Annotated in this window: 21 protein-coding genes and 3 pseudogenes; 7 read left to right on the top strand and 17 right to left on the bottom strand. The window is 65.7% G+C overall.

The window, feature by feature from the left end; genetic code table 11:
- Position 1: 1 nt before the first annotated feature.
- A pseudogene (locus EKK97_RS08635) lies at positions 2-948 on the bottom strand (RluA family pseudouridine synthase).
- Between the two features lie 569 nt (positions 949-1,517).
- Here EKK97_RS08635 and rne point away from each other — a divergent pair.
- Complete coding sequence (gene rne / locus EKK97_RS08630) at positions 1,518-4,562, top strand: ribonuclease E (RefSeq protein ID WP_201297046.1); 3,045 nt, start codon at positions 1,518-1,520, stop codon at positions 4,560-4,562.
- A 94-nt stretch (positions 4,563-4,656) separates the two neighbouring features.
- Here rne and murB read toward each other — a convergent pair whose 3' ends face one another.
- The 9 genes from murB to EKK97_RS08585 are packed head-to-tail and all read right to left on the bottom strand — an operon-like array spanning position 4,657 to position 13,363.
- The gene (murB, locus tag EKK97_RS08625) at positions 4,657-5,679 is read right to left on the bottom strand and encodes a UDP-N-acetylmuramate dehydrogenase (RefSeq protein WP_234286402.1); all 1,023 of its coding nucleotides are present in this window, start codon (positions 5,677-5,679) and stop codon (positions 4,657-4,659) included.
- The gene (locus tag EKK97_RS24485; protein WP_159551141.1) at positions 5,676-6,155 is read right to left on the bottom strand and encodes a low molecular weight protein-tyrosine-phosphatase; all 480 of its coding nucleotides are present in this window, start codon (positions 6,153-6,155) and stop codon (positions 5,676-5,678) included. The genes murB and EKK97_RS24485 overlap by 4 nt, the downstream gene beginning before the upstream one ends.
- Positions 6,156-6,167: 12 nt before the next feature.
- A complete protein-coding gene (gene kdsB / locus EKK97_RS08615) occupies positions 6,168-6,944 on the bottom strand; it encodes a 3-deoxy-manno-octulosonate cytidylyltransferase (protein ID WP_159551139.1) in 777 nt (258 codons plus the stop codon).
- The gene (locus EKK97_RS08610; protein WP_159551137.1) at positions 6,941-7,150 is read right to left on the bottom strand and encodes a Trm112 family protein; all 210 of its coding nucleotides are present in this window, start codon (positions 7,148-7,150) and stop codon (positions 6,941-6,943) included. Before EKK97_RS08610 ends, kdsB begins: the two co-directional genes overlap by 4 nt.
- 45 nt (positions 7,151-7,195) lie before the next feature.
- Positions 7,196-8,206 (bottom strand): tetraacyldisaccharide 4'-kinase, encoded by a 1,011-nt coding sequence (lpxK, locus tag EKK97_RS08605; protein ID WP_159551135.1) that lies wholly within the window; start codon positions 8,204-8,206, stop codon positions 7,196-7,198.
- Positions 8,203-9,960, bottom strand: coding sequence for a lipid A export permease/ATP-binding protein MsbA (gene msbA / locus EKK97_RS08600; RefSeq protein WP_159551133.1), 1,758 nt, complete (start codon positions 9,958-9,960; stop codon positions 8,203-8,205). Before msbA ends, lpxK begins: the two co-directional genes overlap by 4 nt.
- Entirely contained in the window at positions 9,957-10,385 is a 429-nt protein-coding gene (locus EKK97_RS08595) for an ExbD/TolR family protein (protein ID WP_159551131.1), read from the bottom strand. Before EKK97_RS08595 ends, msbA begins: the two co-directional genes overlap by 4 nt.
- On the bottom strand, positions 10,382-11,050 hold the full coding sequence (locus EKK97_RS08590) for a MotA/TolQ/ExbB proton channel family protein (RefSeq protein WP_201297045.1): 669 nt from the start codon (positions 11,048-11,050) through the stop codon (positions 10,382-10,384). The genes EKK97_RS08595 and EKK97_RS08590 overlap by 4 nt, the downstream gene beginning before the upstream one ends.
- Positions 11,051-11,083: 33 nt before the next feature.
- A complete protein-coding gene (locus tag EKK97_RS08585; RefSeq protein ID WP_159551127.1) occupies positions 11,084-13,363 on the bottom strand; it encodes a DNA internalization-related competence protein ComEC/Rec2 in 2,280 nt (759 codons plus the stop codon).
- 168 nt (positions 13,364-13,531) lie between these two features.
- On the opposite strand from EKK97_RS08585, the gene EKK97_RS08580 reads away from it, so the two are divergent.
- Positions 13,532-14,071 (top strand): DUF2062 domain-containing protein, encoded by a 540-nt coding sequence (locus EKK97_RS08580; RefSeq protein ID WP_159551125.1) that lies wholly within the window; start codon positions 13,532-13,534, stop codon positions 14,069-14,071.
- Here EKK97_RS08580 and EKK97_RS08575 read toward each other — a convergent pair.
- The gene (locus tag EKK97_RS08575; protein ID WP_236551409.1) at positions 14,068-14,853 is read right to left on the bottom strand and encodes an ABC transporter ATP-binding protein; all 786 of its coding nucleotides are present in this window, start codon (positions 14,851-14,853) and stop codon (positions 14,068-14,070) included. The genes EKK97_RS08580 and EKK97_RS08575 overlap by 4 nt on opposite strands.
- A complete protein-coding gene (locus tag EKK97_RS08570) occupies positions 14,846-16,087 on the bottom strand; it encodes a lipoprotein-releasing ABC transporter permease subunit (RefSeq protein WP_159551123.1) in 1,242 nt (413 codons plus the stop codon). Before EKK97_RS08570 ends, EKK97_RS08575 begins: the two co-directional genes overlap by 8 nt.
- 308 nt (positions 16,088-16,395) lie before the next feature.
- On the opposite strand from EKK97_RS08570, the pseudogene EKK97_RS08565 reads away from it, so the two are divergent.
- Positions 16,396-17,456, top strand: a pseudogene (locus tag EKK97_RS08565) (agmatine deiminase family protein).
- Positions 17,453-18,354: pseudogene (locus tag EKK97_RS08560) on the top strand (carbon-nitrogen hydrolase). Before EKK97_RS08565 ends, EKK97_RS08560 begins: the two co-directional pseudogenes overlap by 4 nt.
- Positions 18,355-18,535: 181 nt before the next feature.
- Here the strand turns inward: EKK97_RS08560 and EKK97_RS08555 are convergent.
- From EKK97_RS08555 to EKK97_RS08540, 4 genes are all read right to left on the bottom strand, one after another.
- On the bottom strand, positions 18,536-19,495 hold the full coding sequence (locus EKK97_RS08555; protein WP_159551119.1) for a Nudix family hydrolase: 960 nt from the start codon (positions 19,493-19,495) through the stop codon (positions 18,536-18,538).
- Positions 19,496-19,588: 93 nt separating this feature from the next.
- Positions 19,589-20,818, bottom strand: coding sequence for a bifunctional glutamate N-acetyltransferase/amino-acid acetyltransferase ArgJ (gene argJ, locus EKK97_RS08550; protein WP_159551117.1), 1,230 nt, complete (start codon positions 20,816-20,818; stop codon positions 19,589-19,591).
- Between the two features lie 167 nt (positions 20,819-20,985).
- The gene (gene secA / locus EKK97_RS08545; protein ID WP_159551115.1) at positions 20,986-23,718 is read right to left on the bottom strand and encodes a preprotein translocase subunit SecA; all 2,733 of its coding nucleotides are present in this window, start codon (positions 23,716-23,718) and stop codon (positions 20,986-20,988) included.
- A gap of 64 nt (positions 23,719-23,782) precedes the next feature.
- The gene (locus tag EKK97_RS08540) at positions 23,783-24,175 is read right to left on the bottom strand and encodes a hypothetical protein (RefSeq protein ID WP_159551113.1); all 393 of its coding nucleotides are present in this window, start codon (positions 24,173-24,175) and stop codon (positions 23,783-23,785) included.
- Positions 24,176-24,274: 99 nt separating this feature from the next.
- Here EKK97_RS08540 and EKK97_RS08535 point away from each other — a divergent pair, with 99 nt between their 5' ends.
- Positions 24,275-24,706 (top strand): DUF721 domain-containing protein, encoded by a 432-nt coding sequence (locus tag EKK97_RS08535; RefSeq protein ID WP_159551111.1) that lies wholly within the window; start codon positions 24,275-24,277, stop codon positions 24,704-24,706.
- 15 nt (positions 24,707-24,721) lie between these two features.
- Here EKK97_RS08535 and EKK97_RS08530 read toward each other — a convergent pair whose 3' ends face one another.
- Positions 24,722-24,982 (bottom strand): hypothetical protein, encoded by a 261-nt coding sequence (locus EKK97_RS08530; protein WP_159551109.1) that lies wholly within the window; start codon positions 24,980-24,982, stop codon positions 24,722-24,724.
- Between the two features lie 192 nt (positions 24,983-25,174).
- On the opposite strand from EKK97_RS08530, the gene EKK97_RS08525 reads away from it, so the two are divergent.
- A complete protein-coding gene (locus tag EKK97_RS08525) occupies positions 25,175-25,477 on the top strand; it encodes a winged helix-turn-helix domain-containing protein (protein ID WP_159551107.1) in 303 nt (100 codons plus the stop codon).
- Complete coding sequence (locus EKK97_RS08520; protein WP_159551105.1) at positions 25,474-26,475, top strand: alpha/beta fold hydrolase; 1,002 nt, start codon at positions 25,474-25,476, stop codon at positions 26,473-26,475. Before EKK97_RS08525 ends, EKK97_RS08520 begins: the two co-directional genes overlap by 4 nt.
- The last annotated feature ends 41 nt before the right edge of the window (positions 26,476-26,516 follow it).

Below are 26,516 nucleotides of genomic sequence, written 5' to 3'. Positions count from 1 at the left end.
CTCAACGTGCGTTGCGCGCCTGGGCGAGCGCCGCCTCCAGCTCATCGGCAGCGGTGCACGGATCTGTACCGGCCGCCCGCTACTGGGCTCGGGAAAGGTCAGCGACTCAGCGTGCAGGAACAGGCGCGACAGGCCGAGATGCCGCGCTAGCGACTCGCCTTCGCGGGAACCGTACTTGTCGTCGCCGAGCAACGGGTAGCCGGCATGAGCGGCATGCACGCGGATCTGGTGGGTGCGCCCGGTTACCGGCTCGGCTTCGATCAGCGTTGCCTTGGGCAGGGCTTCGCGCACGGCGAAGCGGGTGCGCGCCACCTTACCGGCGGCATCCACGCGTACCCGACGCTCACCGTTGCCGGCGTCATAGCGATCGAGGCGGGCGCTGACGAATTCACGCCGCGCCGGCCAGCGGCCGGCCACCAGCGCCAGGTAGCGCTTGTCCATCCGATGCTGCTTGAGCGCCTCGTTGAGCGCCAGCAGCGCGGGACGCGACTTGGCCAGCAGCAGACAACCCGAGGTATCGCGATCGAGGCGGTGGACCAGCTCGAGAAACTCGAGGTCCTCGCGCACCTGTCGCAGCGCTTCGATCAGGCCGATCTTGACCCCGCTGCCACCGTGCACGGGAAGCCCGGCCGGCTTGTTGAGCACCAGCCAGCCCGGCCCTTCTACCAGCACACTGCCGGCGAGCAGGTTGCGCAGGCCTTCACTGACCTGCTTGACCGCCTCGCGCGGAGCGAGTTTGAGCGGCGGGATGCGCACCATGTCTCCCACCTGAAGACGATAGTCCGCCTTCACCCGCTTCTTGTTCACCCGCACCTCGCCCTTGCGCACGATGCGGTAGACCAGCGTTCGCGGCACGCCTTTCAGGCGCGTTATCAGGAAGTTGTCGACCCGTTGGCCCGACTGGCCCTCGCCCACTTCCACCCACTGTACGTCGCGCCCCTCGGCCATGACACTCCTGCAGAAAAACTGTTGTGAGCCAGCATTCTAACGCACTCGGCGGCGCACTGCGCCAATTGCTGCGCCTTGCCAATACTGCTATATTGCCAGCTCGCTCGGATGGATCCCTTCGGTCCCATGGCGCCTGCACGACAGACACGCAGGCCGGAGCGACGAAATCGGGCCGCGACGATCCCTGACAGAGATCCCGCCGCCGACGAGTGAATAGACGCAAGATATTGACAAGTAATGTAGTGACGCCACGCCCGGATCCCGGCTCGCCCTGTGAACAGGCGAGCGGTGGCCACGGGAATCGTTCAACATCGTGCCGGTGGCCGGCGTTGGCGAATCGATGAATGCCAGGTGTCTGGCGGTGACCGCAGGGCCGGATGGGAGAAGCCCACCGAGACATGTCCTGCCTCCGCCGCGTACTCAACATGATCATGTCGTGCTGGGCCCCTATCGGGTACCGGTACGATCGGGCGCCACTGCGCATCCGCGACATGCGCTGAGCACAAGCACGCAGCACCCAGAGGTTCGCCTTCTTCGATGCCCCCGGCGCGTCCAGATTGCGAGACAACATGAAACGGATGCTCATCAATGCGACCCAGCCGGAAGAGCTGCGCGTCGCGCTGGTCGATGGACAACGCCTGTACGACCTGGACATCGAATCCGGTGCCAGGGAGCAAAAGAAAGCCAACATCTACCGTGGCAAGATCACCCGAGTCGAACCTTCCCTCGAAGCCGCCTTCGTCGACTTCGGCGCCGATCGTCATGGTTTTCTCCCTCTCAAGGAAATTTCCCGCGAGTACTTCCTGAAGGAATCTTCGGGCCGTCCCAGCATCAAGGAGGTGCTCAAGGAGGGCCAGGAAGTCATCGTCCAGGTCGACAAGGAGGAGCGCGGCAACAAGGGTGCGGCGCTGACCACCTTCATCAGTCTGGCTGGCCGCTTCCTCGTACTGATGCCCAACAATCCCCGTGCCGGCGGTATCTCGCGGCGCATCGAGGGTGACGAGCGCACCCAGCTCAAGGAGGCCATGGGCCAGCTCACCGTGCCGGAGAAGATGGGCGTGATCGTGCGCACCGCCGGCATCGGTCGCAGCCCGGAGGAGCTGCAGTGGGACCTCGACTACCTGGTCCAGGTGTGGGAATCGATCACCGAGGAGGCCGGCAAGCGCCCCGCCCCGTTCCTGATCTATCGCGAATCGAACGTCATCATCCGCGCCATGCGCGATTACCTGCGCCAGGACATCGGCGAGGTGCTGATCGACAACCCCGAGGTACATCAGGAAGCGCTGACCTTCATTCGTCAGGTGATGCCCTCGTACCAGCAGAAGATCAAACTCTACGCCGACGAAGTTCCGCTGTTCTCGCGCTTCCAGATCGAATCGCAGATCGAGACCGCCTACGAACGCGAAGTGAAGCTGCCCTCCGGCGGCTCCATCGTCATCGACCATACCGAGGCCCTGGTATCCATCGACATCAACTCGGCGCGCGCCACCCGTGGTAGCGACATCGAGGAGACCGCGCTGCAAACCAACCTCGAGGCGGCCGACGAGATCGCCCGTCAGCTACGCCTGCGCGACATCGGCGGTCTGGTGGTGATCGATTTCATCGACATGAGCCCCGCGCGCAACCAGCGTGAGGTCGAGAACCGCATGCGCGATGCGCTCAAGCTCGATCGCGCCCGGGTGCAGATCGGCCGTATCTCCCGCTTCGGCCTGATGGAGATGTCGCGTCAACGCCTGCGCCCGTCACTGGGCGAAACCAGCGGCGTGGTATGCCCGCGCTGCAACGGCCAGGGCACCATCCGCGACGTGCGCTCGCTGTCGCTCTCGATCATGCGCCTGATCGAAGAGGAGGCGATGAAGGAACGCAGCGCGCAGATTCGCGCCATCCTGCCGGTGCCAGTGGCCACCTACCTGCTCAACGAGAAGCGTGCGGTACTTGCCGATATCGAGCAGCGCCAGGGCGTGAAGGTGCTGGTCCTGCCCAAGCCCGACATGGACACGCCGCACTACGACGTGCAACGCCTGCGTGACGACCATATCGAGGAGGAAGGCGATCAGGACAAGTCCAGCTTCGAGCTGTCGGTCGAGACCGACATCGGCAAGGAGCCGGACATGAGCATCGCCAAACCGATGGCCCGTACCGAGGCCGCGGTCAAGACGGTGATCCACAACGAACCGGCTCCGGCCTCCTTGCAGCAGGAGCCGCCCCGCCAGGCACCCTCGCCCGCTCCCGCCACTACCGCAGCCCCCACTGCCGGCGTGCTCGGCCGTCTGCTCAAGGGCGTCACCAAGTTGCTCGGCGGAACCGAGAGCGATACGACCACCGCGGCGGAGCCGCGCAAGCCGACCCCGCCACAGGCACCGCCCCGCAGCGAGGACGAACGCGGCGAGCGCAACGGTCGTGGACGGCGGCGCGCGCGCGGCGAATCCCAGGACGATGGCCGTAGCCAGCGCGGTCAGGCCCGCCCCCAGGAGAGTGCCCGTGCCGAAGCGCGTCAGGACTCTCGCCAGGAAGCGCGCCAGGACAGCAGCGGCGGCCGTGGCGGTCGCGGCCGCAATCAGGCACGCGCCGACAAGCCCCAGGCCACCGAGGAGGCACGTCAGGCCAAGCCTCGCGGGCGTGACGAGACCCCGCGCCGCCAGAAGGCCGAGCCACAGGAGAAGCCTGTCGAACAGGTAACCGAGCCGGCCAAGAGCGACGACGGCAAGCCCAAGCGTACGCGCAACAATCCGCGCAACCGCTCGCGCCAGCACGCCATCAATCCGCAGGCCGAGGCTGAGCAGAAGCGTCTCCAGGCGGAAGCGCCCGAGCAGAAGGGTGAAGCAGGTTCGGAGCAGGCCAAGGCCGTGACGCCCAAGCCGGCCGAGCAGCCCACCGAGGCGACCAAGGCCGAGCAGCCAAAGTCGGAAGAAACCAAGCCGGAAGCCAAGCCGGAGCAGGCCAAGGTCGAGGCGCCCAAGCCGGCCGAGAAGCCCGCCGAGGCCCCCAAGACCGAGCAGCCGAAGTCGGAAGAAACCAAGCCCGAAGCCAAGCCCGAGCAGGCCAAGGTCGAGGCGCCCAAGCCGACCGAGAAGCCCGCCGAAGCGGCCAAGGCCGAGCAGCCGAAGCCGGAAGAAACCAAGCCGGCAACCAAGCCCGAGCAGGCCAAGGTCGAGGCGCCCAAGCCGACCGAGAAGCCCGCCGAAGCGACCAAGGCCGAGCAGCCGAAGCCGGAAGAAACCAAGCCGGCAACCAAGCCCGAGCAGGCCAAGGTCGAGGCGCCCAAGCCGGCCGAAAAGCCCACCGAGGCGACCAAGGCCGAGCAGCCAAATTCGGAAGAAGCCAAGCCCGAAGCCAAGCCCGAGCAGGCCAAGGCCGAGGCGCCCAAGCCGGACGAGAAGTCCGCCGAGGCACCCAAGGCTGAGCAACCAAAGTCGGAAGAAACCAAGCCGGAAGCCAAGCCCGAACAGGCCAGGGCCGAGGAGACCAAGCCGGCCGAACAGCCCGCCGAGGCAGACAAGGCCGAGCAAGCCGAAGCCGAGCAGACCGCTGCCCGCCGCCGGCGTCGCGCGCACAATGACCCGCGCGAAATCCGTCGCCGTGAGCAGGAGGCGCAAAAAGGTAGCCAGGGCTGAAACACCCTGCTGCCCGAAAGAGAACGGCCCGCGCTCAGCGCGGGCCGTTTTCGTTCATACTCGTTTGTCGTCTCGCCAATGCCCTACACAGCTTTCAGGCCAGCCTGGGTTCGCGCTCCAACACGACACCAAAGCGTGCCTCCACCTCGGTCGCTACCTGTCGGGCAAACGCCAACAGCTCTTCGGCACTGCCACCACCGAAATGCACCAGCACCAGCGCCTGACGCTCATGGATGCCGAAATGGCCCGATCGCCACCCCTTGAGCCCACAGCGGTCGATCAGCCAGCCGGCTGCCAGCTTGACGCGCCCATCGGCCAGCTCGAAATGCGGCATGTCCGGCCATGACAGTAGCATTTCCTCCGCCTGCCGCCGTTCTACGATAGGGTTCTTGAAGAAGCTGCCGGCATTGCCCAGCTCAGCCGGATCGGGCAGCTTCTCGCGGCGAATGGCGCACACCGCCTCGGCCACCTCGAGCGGACCCGGCCGAGGGCCTACCCGCTGGGCCAGGTCACCATAACCCAGTCGAGGATGCGGCACGCGAGTGAGCCGTAGGGTCAGCCCAGTGACGATCACCTTGCCCTCGAGTTCGCCCTTGAAGATGCTGTCGCGGTAGCCGAAGGCGCACTCCTCCACCGTCAAGCGCGCGCAACGGCCATCCTCGATGAACATCACGTGAACCGCTTCGAGCACTTCGCACAGCTCGACACCGTAGGCGCCGATGTTCTGAATTGGTGCCGCGCCACAGGAACCCGGAATCAATGCCAGGTTCTCCGTTCCCCACAGGCCACGGCCGGCCAATGCCATGACCAGCGGGTGCCATTCGACTCCCGCCCCGACATGCACCAGTACGCTGCCCTCCTGGGGCTCCAGCCACCAATAACGCAGCGCCGGTCGCAGCACCAACCCGGGCAGTCGTTCGGGCAGGATCAGATTGCTGCCGCCACCCAACACGGTAAGGGGCCAACTGAGGTCATCAGCCAAACGCAGCAGCCTACGCAGCGGCTCGATGGCTACCGGTGAAGCGAAGCGCTCGGCATGACAGGGAAGCCCCAGGGTATTGGCTGCAGTCAGCTCCCGGTCGGCCAGAATGTAATCGGCCAGCAGGGTATCGCTCAACGCCGCTGCCCCTCGAGTCGCAGGGCTATCTCCTCGACCAGGCCGCGGGAAGCGGCTTCGATCAAGTCGAGCACCTCCTCGAAGCCCCGCTCTCCACCGTAGTAGGGATCGGGCACCGGCCGGTCGACATGGCCGGCGAAGTCGAGAAAGAGACCGATGTGGGCACCACACCCATCGGGGCATTGGGCACGGATCGCCGCCAGGTTGTCGTGGTCCATGGCCAGCAGATAATCGAAGCGCGAGAAATCCTCGGCCGCGAGCTGGCGCGCGCGCAACTCGCTCAGGTCGACACCACGCCGGCGTGCAGCGGCAGCGGAACGCGGATCGGGCGCTTTGCCTACGTGCCAGTCACCGATGCCGCAGGAATCGACTTCCACACGATGGGCCAGCCCTGCCGCCTCGAGCTCGCGACGGAACACGCCTTCGGCGGTGGGCGAACGGCAGATGTTACCGAGACAGACGAACAGAACACGCATGGATGTCCCTCCTTATGGGTTCTCGCTCAGCAGGGCCCTGACGCGCTCCAGGTCCGCCAGGGTATCGACCCCGGCCGGGTTGGGCTCGGCGGCCAGCGCCACCTGGATGGCATGACCGTAGTGCAGCGCTCGCAACTGCTCCAACTGCTCCAGCCGCTCCAGCGCCGATGGGCTCCAGTCGCGATACTCTGCCAGGAAGGCGGCACGGTAGGCATACAGCCCAATATGGCGCAGCCAGGCATCGGTCTCGAGCCACTCCGGACGCGCAGCGAACGACTCGCGATCCCATGGGATGGGGGCACGGGAAAAGTAGAGCGCACGCCCCGAGAGAGCGCGTACCACTTTGACCACATTGGGGTTGAACAGCGTTTCCACATCACCGATCGGTTCCGCCAAGGTCGAAATGGAGGCCCCCGAGTCGTCATAAAGCCGCATCGCGACCTGATCGATCAGCCGCGGCGGAATCAGCGGTTCGTCGCCCTGGACGTTCACCAGCACGGCGTCGGCGGCGAGCCCCAACGTCTCGGCGACCTCGGCCAGCCGGTCGGTGCCGGAAGGATGGTCGGCGCGAGTCATCACCACCTCGGCGCCCAGCGGCAACATGGCGTCGCGTATCCGCGTATCGTCGGTGGCAACCACCACGCGGCCGGCAGCGCTCGCGCAGGCCTGGCGCCAGACATGCGCCACCATGGGCTCACCGGCAATGTCGAGCAGTGGCTTGCCCGGCAGTCGCGAGGAGCCGTAGCGTGCCGGTATCACTGCAATGAAGGCGTTGTCCTGCGCCATCATGCCTCTCCGCTACGACCAGGCGAAGGCGGCAGCTTCTCGTCGACTTCCAACTGACGCGCCTCTTCGGGCAGCATGACCGGAATGCCGTCGCGCACCGGATAGGCGAGGCCATCGTAGTGGCACAGCAGTTCCTGGGCCTCGCGGTCGTACTTGAGCTTGCCCTTGCACAGCGGGCAGACCAGCATGGCCAGCAGTTCCTTGTCCATCGTTACACCTCTATCGTTCACGATCGTGTTGGGATCGAACTAAGGTTATCGCAACCCTGACAGTCGCGTGTCCAGCCAGGCCGCAAAGTCCACCGGCGGCTCGGCTTCGATCTCGAGCACCCAGCCCCGCTCGAGGGTCACGGCATCCAGCTTCTCGGCATCCTTGGCCGTCATCACTACCGGCAGGTCGTCGCCGAAGGTTAACTCCTGTGCCGTGAATCGATGATGATCGGGAAAGGCATGCGGTCTGGCTTCGACTCCCAGCTCGGCCAGGGTCGTGAAGAAACGCTGGGGATTACCGATCCCCGCGACGGCGTGTACCGGGCCGTGGAACGGCAACGGCGCCAGAGTATGGGACGTCCCATCCGCCAGCGAACGCCAGCGGACCGGTACCAGGCGAAAGGTCCAGGCACCGGCTGGCGGCACGAAGGCCGGCTCGCCGTTGATCAGTACCGCGCTCACCTCGTCCAGGCGTGACAGGGGCTCACGCAAAGGGCCAGCAGGCAGGCAGCGCCCGTTGCCGAACCCGCGGCGGCCATCCACCACCACCAGTTCCAGGTCGCGCCCCAGCGCCAGGTGCTGCAGGCCGTCGTCGCTGAGCAGGATGTCGCACCCCTTCTCGAGCAGCGCCCTGGCACCGCGCGGGCGGTCGGGGTCGACCACCACCGGCAGGCCGGTCTGGCGCGCCAGCATGCGCGGTTCGTCGCCGCTATGGGCGCTGGACGTATCCAGGGTGACGTGCAACGGGTAGCCCGCGCCCTGCTCCGCCTTGCCGCCATAGCCGCGCGAGACGATGCCCGGCCGCCACCCCTGCTCGGACAGATGGCGGGCCAACCAAGCCACCAGGGGGGACTTGCCGGTTCCGCCCAGGGTCACGTTGCCCACCACGATCACCGGCACGGGAGCTCGCCATATCCGACGACGACCGTTCCGATAGCGCGAAGTACGATACTCGACGACCCAGCGATACAGGGCTTCGAGCGGTCTCAACGCCCTGAGCCAGGCGGCGTCGCCGTAGGCGGCCTGCAGCCAGCGCTCTCCCAGGCCGTGACTCATGACACCGAGGTTTCCTGGAACTGCAACCGGTGCAGCGCGGCATAAGCGCCGTCGCGCGCCAGAAGTTCGGCATGAGCGCCCTGCTCGACGATCTGACCCTGCTCCATCACCAGAATGCGATCGGCCCGCTCGATGGTGGAAAGCCGGTGGGCGATGACCAGCGTCGTGCGACCGCGGCAGACCACCTCGAGCGCCTGCTGGATGTAACGCTCCGACTCAGTGTCCAGCGCCGAGGTCGCCTCGTCGAGAATCAGCAGCGGGGAGTCCTTGAAGATCGCCCGGGCAATGGCGAGACGCTGGCGCTGACCACCGGAGAGCATCACACCATTGTCGCCAACGATGGTGTCGTAGCCGTCGGGCAGCCGCTCGATGAACTCATGAGCATAGGCCGCCTGTGCGGCCGCCTCGATGGTGTCGCGATCCGCTTCGGGCACACCGTAGGCGATGTTGTCGGCGACGCTGGCGTTGAACAGCGTCACCTGCTGCGACACCAGGGCGAGCTGACGACGCAAGGGCGCCAGGCGGTACTCGTCGATGGGTACGCCGTCGATCAGCACCTGGCCAGAGGTGGGCCGGTAGAAGCGCGGCAACAGTCCCGCCAGGGTCGACTTGCCGCTCCCCGAGCGTCCCACGATAGCGACCATCTCCCCGGGCTCGATGACGATATCAATGCCCTTGAGCACTTCGGGCTGATCCTCGCCGTAGCGGAAATGCACCCCACGCAGCTCGACCTTGCCCTTGAGGCGCTCGGGCTCGCGGGTCCCCTCGTCGGGCTCGAGCGGCACCTGCATCAGGCCGAACAGCTCGGCGGCGGCAGCGATCCCTTTCTGAATCTCGCTGTTGATCTCGGTGAGCTGACGCACCGGCTTGGCCATCAGCGATGCGGCGGTGATGAAGGCGACGAATTCACCGGGCGTCATGTCGGCCAACAGCGCCGGCGACATGGCCAGCCACACCAGTACCGCCAGCGACACGGCAATCAGTAGCTGGATTACCGGCGTACTGATGGCCTTGGTCAGCGCTTCCTTCATCTTCTGCTGGCGGTTGTAGTCGCTGGCCCGGGCGAAACGCTCCTTCTCGTAGGCTTCGGCACCGTGAGTCCGCACCACACGGTATCCAGTCAAGGCCTCGGAGGCCACATGGGTCACGTCGCCCATGGAATCCTGAATGCGCAGGGAGATGCGCCGGAAGCGCTTGCTGGCATAGCTCACCACACCACCGATCAGCGGCGTCACGGCCAGGAACAGCAGGGTCAGCATCCAGTTGGTCCACAGCAGATAGCCCAACAGGCCGATCACGAACAGCCCCTCGCGCAGCAGGATGGTGATGGCATTGGTCGCCGCCCCGGTGACCTGCTCCACATGGTAGGTAACCCGCGAGATCAGGTGTCCGCTGGAGTGCGAATCGAAGAAGCGACCGGGCAGGTGCAGCATGTGATTGAACACGTTGCAGCGCAGCGCATGCACTACGTTGCGCGCCACGTTGCTCATGAAATAGGTCCCGAGGAAGGTGCCGAGTCCCCTGGCGGCAAACATGAACACCACGAACAGCGGCAGGAACAGGCGGAAGGCGGCGTCGGGGTCCTGAATGCCATCGATCAAGCGCTTCATCATCTCGGCCAGGGCCGTACTGGAGGCCGCATAGAGCGCATAGCCGACGATCGCCAGGGCGAACGAGATCCAGTGCGGCTTGACGTAGGCCAGCAGCTGCTTGTAGAGGGTCCAGCCCGAATGTTGGGTCCGGTCTTGAGTCACGGTGTCTCCGCTTGCGTGGATGTTGCCTGAGTTTCGCTCGTGGCGATGCGAACTTGACGTATGCCATGCATGCCCGCCTGGTCCAGTGCCCGCACCACGTCGGCATGCATCGCGCGGGCATCGGCCTCGACGACCAGGCCATGAAGCCTGGCCTGGTCGGCTTCGGCAGACAGCGCCTGGCCCAGCTCGGCGGCGGCGAACTCACGCTCGCCCAGCCGGTAATGCCCCTGCGCGGTCACCACCAGCGTGACCGGCGAGGCGTCGAGCCCGACCCCGGACACACTCTCGGGAAGCGTGAGCTCGAGCGCCTGACGCGTCTCGAAGGTGGTCGATACCATGAAGAAGATCAGCAGCAGAAAGACCACGTCGATCAGCGGTGTGAGATTGACCTCCACCGGATCGCGACGACGGCGCACGAACCTCACGAGCCCCTCGCCTCCGAGGCGGAGAGATCGCCCTCATGCTGATCGCTGAAGCCCAACTCGCCCTGGTAGTGGGCGAGAAATTCAACCACCTGGCCGGCCTGCTCCTCCATGCGCACGGTGATGTCCTCGACCCGGCGCAGGAAGTAACGATGGAACATCAGCGCCGGAATCGCCACGGTGAGGCCCGCAGCGGTCGTCACCAGGGCACGCGAGATACCGCCGGCAAGCTCGGCGGTACGCCCGACGCCATCGGCGGAGACGATCACCGCGAAAACTTCGATCATGCCTACCACGGTACCCAGCAGACCGATCAATGGCGTGATGGCCGCGATGGTACCCAGCGGGCTGAGGAAGCGCTCCATGTCGTGGATCACCGCGGTAGCGGCCTCTTGTAGCCGGGCCCGGACCTGCTCGTGGCCCAGGCGGGCATTGCGCAGCCCGGCCGCCAGCACGCCGCCCAGCGGCGAATGGCCCTCGAGCCAGTAGAGATCGACCTGGCCACGTGCCACCAGCGAGCAGACCTCCTGCCCCAGGCCATAGGGGGCGATACGCTTGGCACGCAGGGTCCAGAGGCGCTCGATGATGATCACCGTCGCCAACAGCGAGCATCCCAGCAAGGGGATCATCAGCCAGCCGCCGGCGATGAGCGCATCCATCATGTCCATCGTCTTCCCCTCTTCACGCAACGACCGTCGCGATCAATGGCGCGATTCTACCGCATGGCATCTACCTTCGACACCGCCACGGCGCCAGGGCATGTCTCGCGCAGCGTGCAGCGCAAGCCCCTCGGCACGGCCCATCCATAAGGTCACGGCACCGTCCAGCGCGGTACTCCACTGACAGCTGCCGGCACGACGAAAACGTCGTACCACCTCGTCGTGGGGATGGCCGAAGGCACTGTGTCGGGCAGCACTGTAAACCACGGTTTGCGGAGCCAGCGCCTGCACCAGCTGCGGCCCCGAACTGCTGCGACTGCCGTGATGCCCCGCCACCAGCAGGGTGACCGGCAACTCCACGTCAAGCAGGAACAAACGCTCGATCTCGCGCCCGACGTCTCCGGTGATCAGCAGCCGGTCATTACCGACCGTCACCTCCAGAACACAGGAGCGGTCGTTGCTCGAGAGCTCCGCCGTCTCCTCGGGCGGCCACAACACGCGATAGGAGACGCCGTCTCGCTGCCACGCCTGCCCGCGCAGGCAGCTGTCGACAGGCACGCCTATCGACTCACCGGGTGGCGCCAGGAACCGTCCCACCGTATGCCGCTCGTCCAGCACGGTGACACCGCCGGCATGGTCGAGATCGTCATGACTGACCATGACATCGTCGAAATACTGGCCTGCCGGCCACAGCGAACTCAGCGGAGCGAAGCCGGATGCAAAGCGCGGCCCGGTATCATAGAGCAGCCGATAGCTGGCACTGCGCAATTCGATCAGCTGCCCCTGACCGACGTCCTGAACCCTGATCCGCAGCGTACCGGGCTCGGGCACAGGCGTGGACAGACCCAACATGGCAGGTATCAGCAGCAACGTGGCTCCCACCCGCAGCGCCCTGACCAGGCCAGGTAGCGACCACAGCAGCGCCACGAGACCGAGCATCAGCGCCAGCGGCACGACCTGTTCCGGCGAAGGCCACCACAGCGGCAAGTTGTCGACGGCCAATTCGAGCAGCCCCACCAGCAACTGCGTGATACGCTCGAACAGCCACCAGCACAACGTACCGAGCAGCGGCACGGGAGTCAGTAGCCAGCCCAGCAATCCCAAGGGCACCAGCACCGTGCTGACCAGTGGCACCGCCACCAGATTGACCAGCGGCGCCGCCGGGGCCAGCCGAGCGAACGCCAGCAGCACGGCAGCGGCCATCAATGGAGCGAGCAATACTTGGGTACGCAGCAGCCCCCATCCCCAGCCGAGCAGGCCTCGCGGCCGAACCCGCCCCTGCCAGATGAGGATCAGCAGCGCCACGGCCAGGAACGACAGCCACAGCCCCGGGCGCCACGCCGACAGCGGGTCGACCAGCACCACCAGACCCAAGGCCAGCCACCACGCCTGCCAGGGGCCGGGCGCATGGCGACCGCTGGCCACCCACAGTCCCACCAGGGTCATGATCATGGCGCGCATGGCCGGCGGCTGCAGACCCGCCAACCAGGCGTAGCCCACGGCCGCGACGCCGGCCAGCCACCACGGCCATACCGTCATGCGCCATCGGCGCGGCATGACCAGCCTCGCCAGCCCGCGCCCCATCAGCAGCGCAAAGGCCGCCACCAGCCCCACGTGCAATCCTGAAATCACCACCAGATGGGTCGTACCGCTGGCATTGAGCAGATCCCAGTCATCGCGCGCAAGCCGGTCCCCCGCTCCCAGGGTCAAGGCAGCCAGCCAGCGTCGGGTCTGCGGAGAGAGCTCCTGTTCGTCGAGATAGCCAAGCGCACGTTGGCGCAACGACATCGGCGCCGTCTCCAGCCGCTCGGCGGCGGGCTCGCTACGGACATAGCCGGTCGCCTGGATCCCCTCGCGCCATAGCCAGGCGCCGTAGTCGAAGGTGCCGGGGTTGGCGAAACCCGCCGGTGGCCGCAACCGCACGGTCATGGCCCAGCGTTCGCCCGCCTGTATCTCGGGAGCCTGGAAGAAGCTGAGCCGTACCCGACGCAGCGCATCGCACGGCAGCCTTGCAAGATCCAACGGCCTGCACGACTCCACGCGCACCATCAACCGGCTGAGCCGCCCCTCATCCTCGACCGACTCGATACGCCCGGTCAGGAAAAGATCGGCCCTGAGCAGCCCATCGGGCAGCACGGCTCCCTTGGCCAGCAGCACCTGGCTTGAGGTAAAGAAGATCGCCACAGCCAGGCCGGCGGCGCGCCATTGCCCGCGACCAAGCAGAAACAGCAGGCACAAGGCCCAACCCTCGAATAGCGCGGCAGGAACCCAGTGGCCCAACCCCACACCGACCAGCGCCGCCAGCGCCAGCGGCATCGCCATGCCCAGTCGCACTCCCTTGCCCCCTTATCCTCCCCGCCCTGGCCCCTGGCAGCCGGTCGCTCAAGCCCGACAGGCTGCTAGCGTTGGCCCGTATCCTGCGCCCAGCATGGCGGGCCAGCTCCCATCCATGGATAATACCCGGGTCACGAAGCAGCGAGCCAATCCGACATGCCGCGCCGATTCCTGCAGCGCTACATGCCCAACCCCGAGACACTCAGGCGCCAGCGCTCGCTGCGTTTCATGGGCCATTTGATTGGCGATCCCGGACTTTGGGTACTCTCTCGACGCACCGTGGCGAATGCCTTCTCGGTGGGGCTGTTCAGCGCCATGCTGCCGATTCCCTTCCAGATGGTGGTCGCGGCTTTCGGCGCCTGGGTGCTGCGCTGCAACCTACCGCTGTCCGTGGGCCTGGTGTGGATCACCAATCCCCTGACCATGCCGCTGATCTTCTATGGCAACTACCGCATCGGCGCCTGGTTGATGGACACCCCGGCTCGCGAAGCTCCCACCCGCGTCTCCACCCGCTGGGTCGCCGAGCGCATGGCCGATATCCTGCCCGCCCTGGCACTGGGCTCGGTGGTTTCAGCCATCGTCTTTGCCGTGCTGGGCAACCTGCTGGTGCGCCTGCTATGGCGCTGGCACATCTCGCGCAGCTGGAAGCAGCGGGCCATGAGGCGCCGTCTGCGGCGCCTCGACATGGACGACTAAGCCCCCGGGCGGGGGCTTGGAGAAATGTCGAACGCCTCGTGACGAGCCTCAGGATTGCTCGGTGAGGCGCCCCCGTCCAATCTCATCACCCGATCCTGGTGGGCGGCGAGCGAGGGGTCGTGGGTGACCACCACGAAGGCGCAGTCGGTAGTGCGGGCCAGTTCATCCATCAGCGCCAGGATGCTGGCCGCGGTAGCCTGGTCCAGGTTACCGGTCGGCTCGTCCATCAGCACCAGACTGGGGTCGGTGACCAACGCCCGGGCGATGGCCACGCGCTGACGTTCGCCCCCAGAGAGCTCGCCCGGCTTGTGGTCGGCCCGGTGCTCGATGCCCACCTTGACCAGCAGCTCGCGCGCCCTGGCCTCGGCGGCTTTCTTGCGCTGGCCACGCACTATCAGCGGCAGCGCAGCGTTCTCCAGTGCGGTGAACTCCGCCAGCAAATGATGGAACTGGTAGACGAAGCCGATGTGGCGATTACGGAATTTCCCCAGCGCCGCCTCGCCCAGATCCAACAACGATTCACCGGCGATGCTCACCTCGCCACGCGTGGGCCGATCGAGCCCTCCCAGCAGGTTGAGCAGCGTGGTCTTGCCTGACCCCGAACTGCCCACCACGGCGACACGCTCTCCCGCCCGTACCTCGAGCGACAGACCATCGAGCACGGTGACGTCCTGCGGCCCCTCGCGATAGACGCGGGTCAGGTCGCGGCAGGCCAGCATCACCTTGCCGCTGGCGGTACGCTGTACGGGGCTTTGCTGGTTTTCGATAGCCGAATCACTCATAGCGCAGAACCTCCGCAGGTTGCACGCGTGAGGCGCGCCAGGCGGGATAGAGGGTGGAGAGGAAGGTCAGGCCGAAGGCAGCGGCAACGATATCGCGCACGTCATCCCAATGCAGGCGTGACGGCAGGTCGCTGATGAAATAGACCCCGGCATCGAGGAACTGGATGCCCAGCGTCGACTCCACCCAACCGATCAGGTCGGAGACGGTCAGCGCCAGCAGGATGCCCAGCCCCACGCCGATGGCGATGCCGATCACTCCAATCGCCAGGCCCTGCACCACGAAGATGCCCATGATCGAGCGTGGCGTAGCACCGATGGTGCGCAGGATGGCGATGTCGGCGTGCTTGTCGGTGACCACCATCACCAGGGTCGAGACGATGTTGAAGGCGGCCACGGCAATGATCACCGTCAGCAGCAGCGCAATCATGCGCTTCTCCATCTGGATGGCCTGGAACAGGTTGCCATGGGAGAAGGTCCAGTCGATACCGCGGTAGCCGGTGCCCAGTTCGTTGATGATGGCGCGGGTTTCCGAGCCGGCGACGAACAGATCGTTCAGCTCGAGACGCAACCCGCCCACGGCATCGCCGAGGCGCGCGAGGGTCTGCATGTCCTCGATGTTGGCATAGGCCAGATTGGCATCGAGATCGGCGCCGACGCTGAAGATGCCGCTCACCGTGAAGCGCTTCAGCCGCGGGAAGACCCCGGCCGGGGTAATCGAGGCCTCGGGCACCAGCAGCGTGACCCGGTCACCCACCCCCACGCCGAGGTGGCGCGCCAGCAGCGAGCCCAGCACGATGTTCCACTCGCCTGGCTGCAAGTCGTCGAGACTGCCCCGCTGCATGTGACGGCCGATGATCGAGACGCGGTCCTCCCATTCAGGGTGGATACCGTTGACCATGGCCCCCTCGTTACGCCCAGCCACGGAGAACATGCCCTGCTGCTGCACGTAGGGTGCGGCACCGATCACTCTCTCGCGCTGCATCAACCTCTCGGCAAGCGCTTCCCATTCGACCAGGCCGCTGCGCGACTCGATCTTGGTATGCGGCACCATACCGAGAATGCGCGTGCGCAGCTCGTGGTCGAAGCCGTTCATCACCGAGAGCACCAGGATCAGTACCGCCACGCCCAGCATCAGGCCCAGCATGGAGGTCAGAGATATGAAGGAAATGAAGTGGTTGCGGCGCTTGGCGCGCACATAGCGCAACCCGATCAACAGTGGCAGGCGGTCGAGCATCATCGCGTTCCTTGTCAGAGGGGGCCATGGTACGGTTTTTTGCGCCGCGCTGCATCGGCTGCATGTGGATTGCTCAGTACTTGCAAGATTGTCGATGCGCGCCTACATTGCGCCGACTCGCTACCCGGCACCGTTTAAGGAAGCACTGAACAAATCGACGAGCGAGATGAAGCACAAGGCGCACGGAGCACAGGAACCAGAGCATATGGGGTATATGTGAGGATTCCGCGCACCGCGCAACGCAGTGATGCGCTCGCGTAGGCATTTGTGCAGCGCTTTCCTAAGACGCGACTCAAGAGGCTTTGCTCATGGCCAACCGCCTGCTTCCCGAATGGCACCCCAGGATGCCGTCCAGCTCACCTGGCCCAGCCCCACCAGCGACTGGGCACCTTTGCTCGAGCGCATCGAGGCCACTATGGAAGCGATGGTGGTCGCCATCACGCGTTATCAGAACGTGCTGATCGCGGTACCCGATGCCGCCACCCGCGTGCATCTTGCCCAGCGCTTCGCCAACCTGGGGGTCGCCGCTGCGCGTCTGCACCTCGCAGTGGCCGAGGCCGACGACACCTGGGCCCGGGACCACGGCCCCATCGCCATCGAGCGCGACGGCGACCTCGTTCTGCTCGACTACGTCTTCACCGGCTGGGGCGGCAAGTTCGAGGCCGGGCGCGATAACGCGCTGACCAGGAAGCTGGCCGATCTCGGCGCTTATGCCTGCCCGGTGGAGAGCCACGATATCGTGCTCGAAGGTGGTGCCATCGACACCGACGGCGAGGGCACCCTGCTCACCACCGAGGCCTGTTTGCTCAACCCCAACCGCAACCCTCAACTCGACCGCGAGGCGGTGGAAGCCCTGCTCAAAGCTGATTTTGGCGTCGAGCGGGTGCTGTGGTTGGCCAACGGCCACCTGGAAGGCGACGATACCGACAGCCACGTGGATACCTTGGCACGCTTCTGCGACCCGGCCACCATCGCCTACGTGCGCTGCGACGACGAAGCCGACCCACACTACCCGGCCCTGGCCGCCATGGAGGTCGAGCTCAAGGCATTGCGCCGCGCCGATGGCGAGCCCTATCGCCTGGTGCCGCTGCCGTGGCCGCGTCCCTGCTTCGATCCGGTGGACGGCCACCGGTTGCCGGCCACCTACGCCAATTTCCTGATCGTGAACTCCGCGGTGCTGGTGCCTGTCTATGGTGACGCCGCCGACAGCCGGGCGCTCGCCGCCCTGGCCGCCGCCTTCCCCGACCGCGACATCGTGCCTATCGACTGCCTGAGCGTGATCCGCCAGCACGGCAGCCTGCACTGCCTCACCATGCAGCTCCCTCGGGGCAGCCTGAACGCCGCAACACAGCAAGGAGAAACCTCATGACCCGCACTCTCAAGGTTGGCCTGGTCCAGCAACAAGCCTGGCCCGACAAGAGCAAGAGCCTGGCCGAGAGCGAGGCCGGCGTGCGCGAGCTGGCTGCCGCGGGTGCCGAGCTGGTACTGCTGCAGGAACTGCATGCCACGCACTATTTCTGCCAGTACGAGGATACCGAGCTGTTCGACCTGGCCGAGCCGTTGGACGGCCCCACCGGCCAACGCCTGGCGGCGCTTGCGGCCGAACTCGGCATCGTGCTGGTGGGCTCGCTGTTCGAACGCCGCGCCCCGGGTCTCTACCACAATACCGCCGTGGTCTACGACCGTGACCGTGGCCAGGTGGGCGTGTACCGCAAGATGCACATCCCGATGATCCGGGCTTCTATGAGAAGTTCTACTTCGCCCCGGGCGATCAGGACGACAGCCGCAAGCAGGGCTTCCAACCCATCGATACCTCGGTGGGCCGGCTGGGACTCCTGGTGTGCTGGGACCAGTGGTATCCGGAAGCGGCGCGCCTGATGGCACTGGCCGGTGCGGAAGTGCTGCTCTACCCCACCGCCATCGGCTGGAGCCCCGCCGACGACGACGGCGAGAAGTCACGCCAGAAGGAGGCCTGGACACTGATCCAGCGCAGCCATGCGGTGGCCAACGGGCTGCCGGTGGTCGTCGCCAACCGCGTCGGCCACGAACCGGATCACTCCGGCGTCGGCGACGGTATCGACTTCTGGGGCGGCAGCTTCGTCGCCGGCCCTCAGGGCGAGCTGCTGGCCCACGCCGGCACCAAGGCCGAGCGCCTGCTGGTCACCTTGGACATGAGCCGCGGCGAGGACGTACGGCGCATCTGGCCCTACCTGCGCGACCGCCGTATCGACGCCTACGGCGACCTGACCCGGCGTTACAGAGATTAAATAATTCAGCCGTGAAACACGTACCAGCATAAGCGGCGCTGGAGGCAAGCCGGAGAGGAGGTTTTGGCTTGGCTCCAGATCAGCCGCAAGCACAGAACACAGAGGCTTTTCGGGTCGGGCTGATAAAGAAAAACCCACCGCTGCTAAAGCATGCGGTGGGTTTTTTCGTTTACCGCCGGGTTCAGGCGTCCGGCGCTTTCCAGAAATCGCGGATCGAGGCGATGCCCTGGGCGCCCACGGCGCGGGCGTGGTTGGCATCGTAGCGGGTCATGCCCCCCAGCGCGAACACCGGCATGGCGGCACGCTCTACCAGCTGCTGGAAGTCATGCCAGCCCATCGGCGCCACCTCGGGATGCGACGGCGTGGTGCGCAGCGGCGACAAAGTGACGAAGTCGCAGCCGATACGGGCGGCCTGACCGAGCTGCTTGCGATCGTGGGTAGAAGCTGCCAGCCATTTGCTCTCGGCTATGGGCCGCCGCTCCAGGCTCATCAGCCGCTCACTGGTCAGATGGATGCCGTCGGCATCGACCCTGTTCAGCAGTTCCGGCTCGGCGTTTAGCAGCAGGCGCGCCCCATGCCGGCGACACAGCGCCAGGGCGCGCTCGGCGCGCGCCAGGTAAGCGGCTTCGTCGAGGGTCTTGGCCCGCAGCTGGACCAGGCGCACACCATCCTCCACCAGCGCCCGCTCGAGACAGGCATCGAACACCGACTCGTCGGACTCTTCAGCCGTGATCAGGTATTCGGTCGGCAGCATCACCGCCTGCAGGATCGGCAGGTTGGCCGCAGGGAACGGGTAGTTGACCAGCTCATCCAGCGGCACCCAGCGCACCGCCTGACCTTCTCGCCCGAACGGCTCGCCGCTGAACTCGTGTACCTGCCAGACATCGAGCAGGATGTGCTTGTCGGGGTACTCGTGGTGCACGCGGATCAGCGGCTGCGCGCGCCTGATCTCCACCCCGAGTTCCTCGTGAAGTTCACGCTTGAGACCTTCCAGGCCGGTCTCGTAGGGTGCCAGCTTGCCCCCGGGAAACTCCCACAAGCCGCCATGATCGACATTGGAGGGGCGGCGGGCGATAAGCGCCTTCTGGCCATCGCTGCTGATGATGGCGGCAGCCGCCACGTGCACCCTTCTCTTCACCATTACGTTCATTGACTCCTACCCGCTGGTCCCGCATCGGCATACTCGCTGCGGGGCTGATGTTCTTGCATTACGGCCCTGTCCAGCAGCGCTAGTCTAGCTGCGATAGTCCGCGTTGATGCTCACGTACTCGTGGGAAAGGTCGGTGGTCCACACCGTGGCGCTCTCCTCACCCCGCCCCAGCGCAATTCGAATGACGATCTCCGACTCGCGCATCACGCGACTGCCCTGCTCTTCGGTATAGCCGGCGGCCCTGCCGCCATTTTCCACCAGTCTCACGTCGCCCAGGTCGATGATCACCCGCTCGACGTCGAAGTCGCGCACCGGGGCGCGGCCCACCGCCGCCAGGATGCGCCCCCAGTTGGCATCGGAGGCGAACAGCGCCGTTTTGACCAGCGGCGAATGCGCCACGGTAAAGGCCACATCCAACGCCTCCTCGCGGCTGACCGCCTCCTGGACTTGCAAGGTGACGAACTTGGTGGCCCCCTCGCCGTCGCGCACGATCGCCTGGGCCAGTTCGGTCATGACCCGCTGCAGCCCGTTGCGGAACACTGCAATCTCTTCGTCGCTGGCGACCGTGGCACCACGGCCGGTGGCGATCAGCATGCAGGCATCGTTGGTCGAGGTGTCGCCATCGACGGTGATGCAGTTGAACGAGCGATTCACCGTCTCGCGCAGCAGCGAATCGAGCAGCTCCTGCTCGATGGCGGCATCGGTGGCGACGAAGGCCAGCATGGTCGCCATGTTGGGCTTGATCATGCCCGAGCCTTTGCTGATACCGTTGATGGTCACCGTCCGCTCACCCAGCTCCAGCGTCACGCTGGCCCCCTTGGGCCGCGTATCGGTGGTGAGGATACCCTCCCCTGCCTGCTGCCACGCTTCGCCGTCGGCGCCAAGCGCATCCAGTGCCGGCGACAGGCCACCCAGCAGCCGCTCCATGGGCAGCGGCTCGCCGATCACCCCGGTAGAGAACGGCAGCACGCCATCCTCGGGCACACCGGCGAGCCTGGCCAGCTCGGCGCAGGTCGCCCGGGCATCGCGCAGGCCGGCCTGGCCGGTGCCGGCGTTGGCGTTGCCGGTGTTGATCACCAGCAGGCGAGCCCCCTCGCCACGCGCCTGACAGGCTGCCAAGTGCTCCTTGGCCACGGTGACGGGAGCGGCGCAGAAGGCATTGAGGGTAAAGCTGCCCGCCACCCGCGCCCCCTCGGCAATCTCGATCACCACCAGGTCGCGCCGGCCAGGCTTCTTGATGCCGGCCATGGCAGTACCCAGGCGCAGCCCTTCGATGACCGGCATGGCCGGAAAACGTGTCTCACCCACCGCCATGGAAAGTTCACTCCTCAGTTAACAGGACGGCCTAAGCATCATGTGCATGCAAGTGCCGCGCGAAAGTACCGCGCGAAAGTGCCGGTGCACAAAGTAGCGCACAAAAGTACCGTGCGAACCCGGCGCCTCAGATGAGTCACCAGGTACACGTTGCGCAGGTATTCGGCTCAGCTCAGTTGGCCGCAGCACTGCTTGTATTTCTTCCCCGACCCGCAGGGGCAGGGATCGTTACGCCCCACCTTGGGTCCTTCACGGCGCACGGGGCGCCCATCGGCCGCCGCCGGAGCGGTCTGCGCTTCGCCCTCGGCGAGCTCCGGGGCATCGTGGCGACTTGCAGCCGCCGCCTTCTCGCGCTCCAGCGCCTCGCGTCGCTGGCGCTCCAGCTCGTCGACCTCCTCCGGCCGACGCACCTGCACATGGCTGGTGATCCGCGTGATGTCGGCCTTGATGTTGGTCAGCAGCGTCTGGAACAGCTCGAAGGACTCGCGCTTGTACTCCTGCTTGGGATTCTTCTGAGCATAGCCGCGCAGATGGATCCCGCGGCGCAGGTGGTCCATCGACTGTAGATGCTCCTTCCAGCGCGTATCGAGCACCTGCAGCATGATCTGCTTCTCGAAGCGGCGCATCAGCTCGACACCCGCCGTATCGATTTTCTCCTGATAGATCCCGCGGTGCATCTCATGCAGGCGCTCACGCAGTTGCTCTTCGTGGAAGCGCTCGTCCTGCTCGGACCAATCCACTACCGGTGCCTCGAGGTTGAACTCGGTCTTGAGGTGCTCCTGCAGACCGGCCAGATCCCACTGCTCAGGCAGGCTCTGCGGCGGCACGAACTCGCTGATGGCGAGATCGAGCACTTCGTCGCGTATGCCCAGCACGTTTTCGGAGACATCCTCGGCGGCCAGGATCTCGTTACGCTGCTCGTAGATCACACGACGCTGGTCATTGGCCACGTCGTCGTACTCGAGCAATTGCTTGCGGATGTCGAAGTTGCGGCTCTCGACCTTCTTCTGCGCCCGCTCCACGGCGTTGGTGACCATCTTGTGTTCGATGGCCTCGCCGCGCTCCAGGCCGAGCGCCTTCATCATGCGCTGCACGCGGTCGGAACCGAACAGCCGCATCAGGCTGTCTTCCATGGAGAGGAAGAAGCGCGTCGAGCCCGGGTCACCCTGGCGTCCGGCACGTCCGCGCAGCTGGTTGTCGATACGCCGCGACTCGTGGCGCTCGGAGCCAATCACGTGCAGGCCGCCAGCCTCCAGCACCGCCTCGTGGCGAATCCGCCACTCCTCGCGCAGCTTTTCGATCTGCTCCTCGGTGGGGTTCTCGAGCTTGGCCGCTTCGGCCTCCCAGTTGCCGCCCAGCACGATATCGGTACCGCGACCGGCCATGTTGGTGGCGATGGTGATGGCACCGGGACGCCCGGCCTGGGCGATGATCTCGGCCTCGCTCTGGTGCTGCTTGGCGTTGAGCACGTTGAAGCTCAGCCCTTCCTGCTTCATCAGCCCCGCCAGGTACTCGGAGGTTTCGATCGAAGCGGTACCCACCAGCACTGGCCGTCCGGCCTCGGTCTCGGCCTTGACGTCGTTGATGATCGCTTCGAACTTCTCCTCTGCCGAGAGGTAGACCAGGTCGTTGAGATCACGACGGATCAGCGGCCGGTTGGTGGGAATCACCACCACATCCAGGCCATAGATCTGGCGGAATTCGAAGGCCTCGGTATCGGCGGTGCCAGTCATGCCGGCCAGCTTGTCGTAGAGGCGGAAGTAGTTCTGGAAGGTGGTCGATGCCAGCGTCTGGCTTTCGCGCTGTACCGGCACCCCTTCCTTGGCCTCCACCGCCTGGTGCAAGCCCTCGGACCAGCGCCGCCCCGGCATGGTGCGGCCGGTATGCTCGTCGACGATCACTACCTGGTTGTTGGCAACGATATAGTCGACATCACGATGGTAGAGATGGCGGGCGCGCAGCGCGGAATGCATGTGGTGCAGCAGGTTGAGGTTCTGGGCGGCGTAGAGCGAGTCCTCTTCCCCCAACAGCCCCTCGGCACGCATCAGCTCCTCGACCTTGCTGTGGCCGGCCTCGGTAATCTCGACCTGCTTGTGCTTCTCCTCGAGCACGAAGTCGCCGCTGACGGGAGCGTCGGCGTCTTCGGAGACCTCGCCCTTCTCTAGTTGGGCAGCTAGGCGGTCGACCACCTTATAGAGTTCGGTGTTCTCGTCCACCGCACCGGAGATGATCAACGGCGTGCGCGCCTCGTCGATCAGGATCGAGTCCACCTCGTCGACGATGGCGAAGCTCAGGCCACGCTGGACCTTGTCCTCCAGCGAGAAGGCCATGTTGTCGCGCAGATAGTCGAAGCCGTACTCGTTGTTGGTGCCGTAGGTGATGTCGCAAGCGTAGGCGGCGCGCTTCTCCTCAGCGGTCTGGCCGGCGTAGATGATACCGACGGAAAGGCCGAGGAATTCGTACAGCGGCCGCATCCACTCGGCATCACGCCGGGCCAGGTAGTCGTTCACGGTCACCACGTGGACGCCGTTGCCCGGCAGCGCGTTGAGATAGACCGCCAGGGTAGCCACGAGCGTCTTGCCCTCACCGGTCTTCATTTCGGCGATGCGCCCGCGGTGCAACGTCATGCCGCCGATCATCTGCACGTCGAAGTGACGCATGTTCATGACGCGCTTACTGGCCTCGCGTACCGTGGCGAACGCTTCGGGCAACAGCGTATCGAGGTTCTCGCCTGCAGTCAGGCGCTGGCGGAACTCCTCGGTGCGCGCCTGGAGCGCGGCGTCGTCGAGCGCTTCGAACTGCGGTTCCAGCGTATTGATCTGCGCCACCTGGCGTTGCATGCGCTTGACTTCGCGGTCGTTCTTGGAGCCAACGACCTTACGTAACAATGTATTGATCATGAAATGTCCATGTCTGCGTGTCGCGGTCAGCCGGCACCATGCAAGGCTGGCAGGAAGCCAGCCGCTACCGGCAGCATTCGATAGGAACTGGAACGCGATGCACGCGTGGCGGACCACGACGCGTCAGGACGTCATGGGCGGCAGCCCAGCGGCACGGTAGCGGGGCCGTGCGCGGCGGCGCGATACGCCTTGCCGGGAACTTGCGACGACGCGGCCAGTGGGGCAAAGCCCGTCGGCGCGCCACGTAGCGGCAACGGGCACGCATCAGCGTTGGAGCGAGAATACAGGTCTGCACCACCCGCTCGGCCAGGCGCAGCGTCTCCGCCTGGGTCAGGCCGGCGGGCAGCAGGCAGCTCACCAGCAGGCCCGCCAGCCACCAGCGCGACCGCTGGCGATAGCGCGACGTCACAGCCGGCGGGCTGGCGACGCTACGATCCTGTGGCTGGGCGGCGGTCATGCTGTCGCTGATCTCCGAGCGTGCTAGGCTTGGCGTGTGTTGAAATGGCCGAGAAACAAGCCCATGAGTATAAAGGTTAAGCGCTCACGAGCACAGCCCATGTCTCGCCTGCTGGGCGGCAATGGCGAGCTGGCACCGCTGATGCGCACGGCAAGGCTGATCGGCCAGGCGCAGCAGCACCTGCGCGAGCACCTCCCGGAAGAGGTGCGCGAGCACCTGTTCGTGGGGGGATACCGTGACGGCAAGCTGACCCTGCTCACCGACCGCGCCGTATGGCTGACCTGGCTGCGCTACGAACAGCCGAGACTGCTCGAGCTGCTGCACCAGTTGCCGGAATTCAGCGCTGTCAGCAGCTTTACCCTCAAGGTGCGCCCCGTGCGGCCGCTCAAGGTACCGCCACGCCAGGTGCGCTCACTGCCGGTGCCAGCTGCCGACGAGATTTCCGCCTGCGCGGCGGACGTCGAGGACCCTCGGCTCAAGGGCGCCCTCGAACGGCTCGCCTCCCATGCCGAGCGCAACGACCAACGCTAGCTACCGGTGGCGGACTCACGCCAGGCGATAGGTGATGCCATCCACTTCCACTTCGCAAATGTCACCATAGGAGACGGTGACGCCGTTGAGATCGCCGGGCTCCCCTTCGTGCTCCATTAGCGTCGTTTCAGGCACGACCTTCACTCCGGTGGCTCCCACATGCTGGATACGTGCCGAGAAGCGCTTGCCTTCGCGTTCGATCACGACTCGCTCGCCGAACATGCAGCGCCCCACCTGAGCCAGCAGCTCTGCCTCGTCTACCTGTTTGACCGTCATGCGTCCTCCTTGAATGGCGCCAGCCGGCTACCGGCGCGGTCTTGAGTCAATGCCCTTCTCTTTCACTTTAGGAGATGGCCGCCCGCCATGACACCCGCACTGCGCCGGGCTGGAGCAGAGCCTTCCTCCAGCGCTATGCTTAGAACGCTGCGGATCGATGGCAGCCACTTCTCACCCGCCTGCGGAGACTTCATGGCGCTCAGCAAGACCCAGTCCAGCTTCTACCGTCGCCTTTACCTTGCCCACCTGATCGAATGCGGGGTTGCCAGCGTGCCGGCTATCGTCGCAGCCACCGGCATGCCCCGGCGCACCGCCCAGGATACGCTCAAGGCACTCGAGGAACTGGACATTCGCTGTGAGTTCAAGCCGACCCCGGGGGAACGCCATAACAGCGGGCAGTACGAGATCGCCGACTGGGGGCCCATCGATCGCGCCTGGGTGGCGCAACACGCCGAACGGATTCGTCTCGCCCTGGACTACCCTGCACTGGCATGAATCGGATCGGTCTCATTGCCCTGGCGCTTCTCCCCCTGCTGGCCGGCTGTGCCGGTCCGGTGTGGCAAACCCCGGGCCCTGTTCAGAGTACACCTCAGTTGACGCCCTATCAGGTCATTGCCGACGACGGCTATCGCCTGCCGCTGCGTCATTGGCCCGCAGTGGGCGAGACACGAGCGATGGTGTTGGCGGTACACGGCTTCAATGACCACGCCGGAAGCTTCGAGATCCTGGCCAGCGCCCTCACCCCGCACGGCATCGAGGTCTTTGCCCATGACCAGCGCGGCTTCGGCACCACGCATCAGCGTCGCCTGTGGGCCGGCCACGAACGCTTGAGCGATGACGTGGTCATGCTCGCCAGGCTGCTGCGTGAGCGGCATCCCGGCACACCGCTCTACCTCGTCGGCAAGAGCATGGGCGCGGCCGTGGCGCTACTTGCCATGGCCGCCGACGAGGCGCCTCCAGTCGATGGCAGCGTGTTGATTTCACCCGCGGTGTGGGGCAAGCAGACCATGCCCTGGTACCAACGGCTTGGATTATGGCTGGGCGTGCGTCTGATGCCCCAGGCCACCTTCTCGGTACGCACCACCCGCCGCCTGGGCATCGAGCCGACCGACGACGAAGAGATCAAACGGCTGCTGGCCAGCGATCCGCTGATTCTGCGCAGCGCCCGCCTCGATACTCTCGATGGCCTGACCCACACCATGAGCCTGGCCCTCGAAGCGGCCGAACGGCTCCCTCCGCCCGCGCTGGTGCTCTACGGCGACGAGGATCAGGTCATCCCCGCCGAAGCCTACTGCGCCCTGCTGGAACGCCTGCCGAACGACGAAGCGATACGCCTGGCGTTCTATCCCGACGGCTATCACATGCTCACACGCTACAGCCGGCGTGAACGCACTGAGCAGGACCTCGCTGCCTGGCTACTCGATCCTACTGCCGAGCTGCCCTCGGGTTTCGAGGTGGCAAGCGAGATTGTGCTGGCCACGTTGTGTGACTGAGCCGCCCTCGACAAGGCACGCGGCATCACGAGGACGAAAAA

The sequence above is a fragment of the Billgrantia tianxiuensis genome (assembly GCF_009834345.1).
Taxonomy (GTDB): Bacteria; Pseudomonadota; Gammaproteobacteria; order Pseudomonadales; family Halomonadaceae; genus Halomonas; species Halomonas tianxiuensis.
The sequence above is the reverse complement of the archived record's forward strand: the minus strand, read 5'-3'. Positions and strand labels throughout refer to the sequence as shown.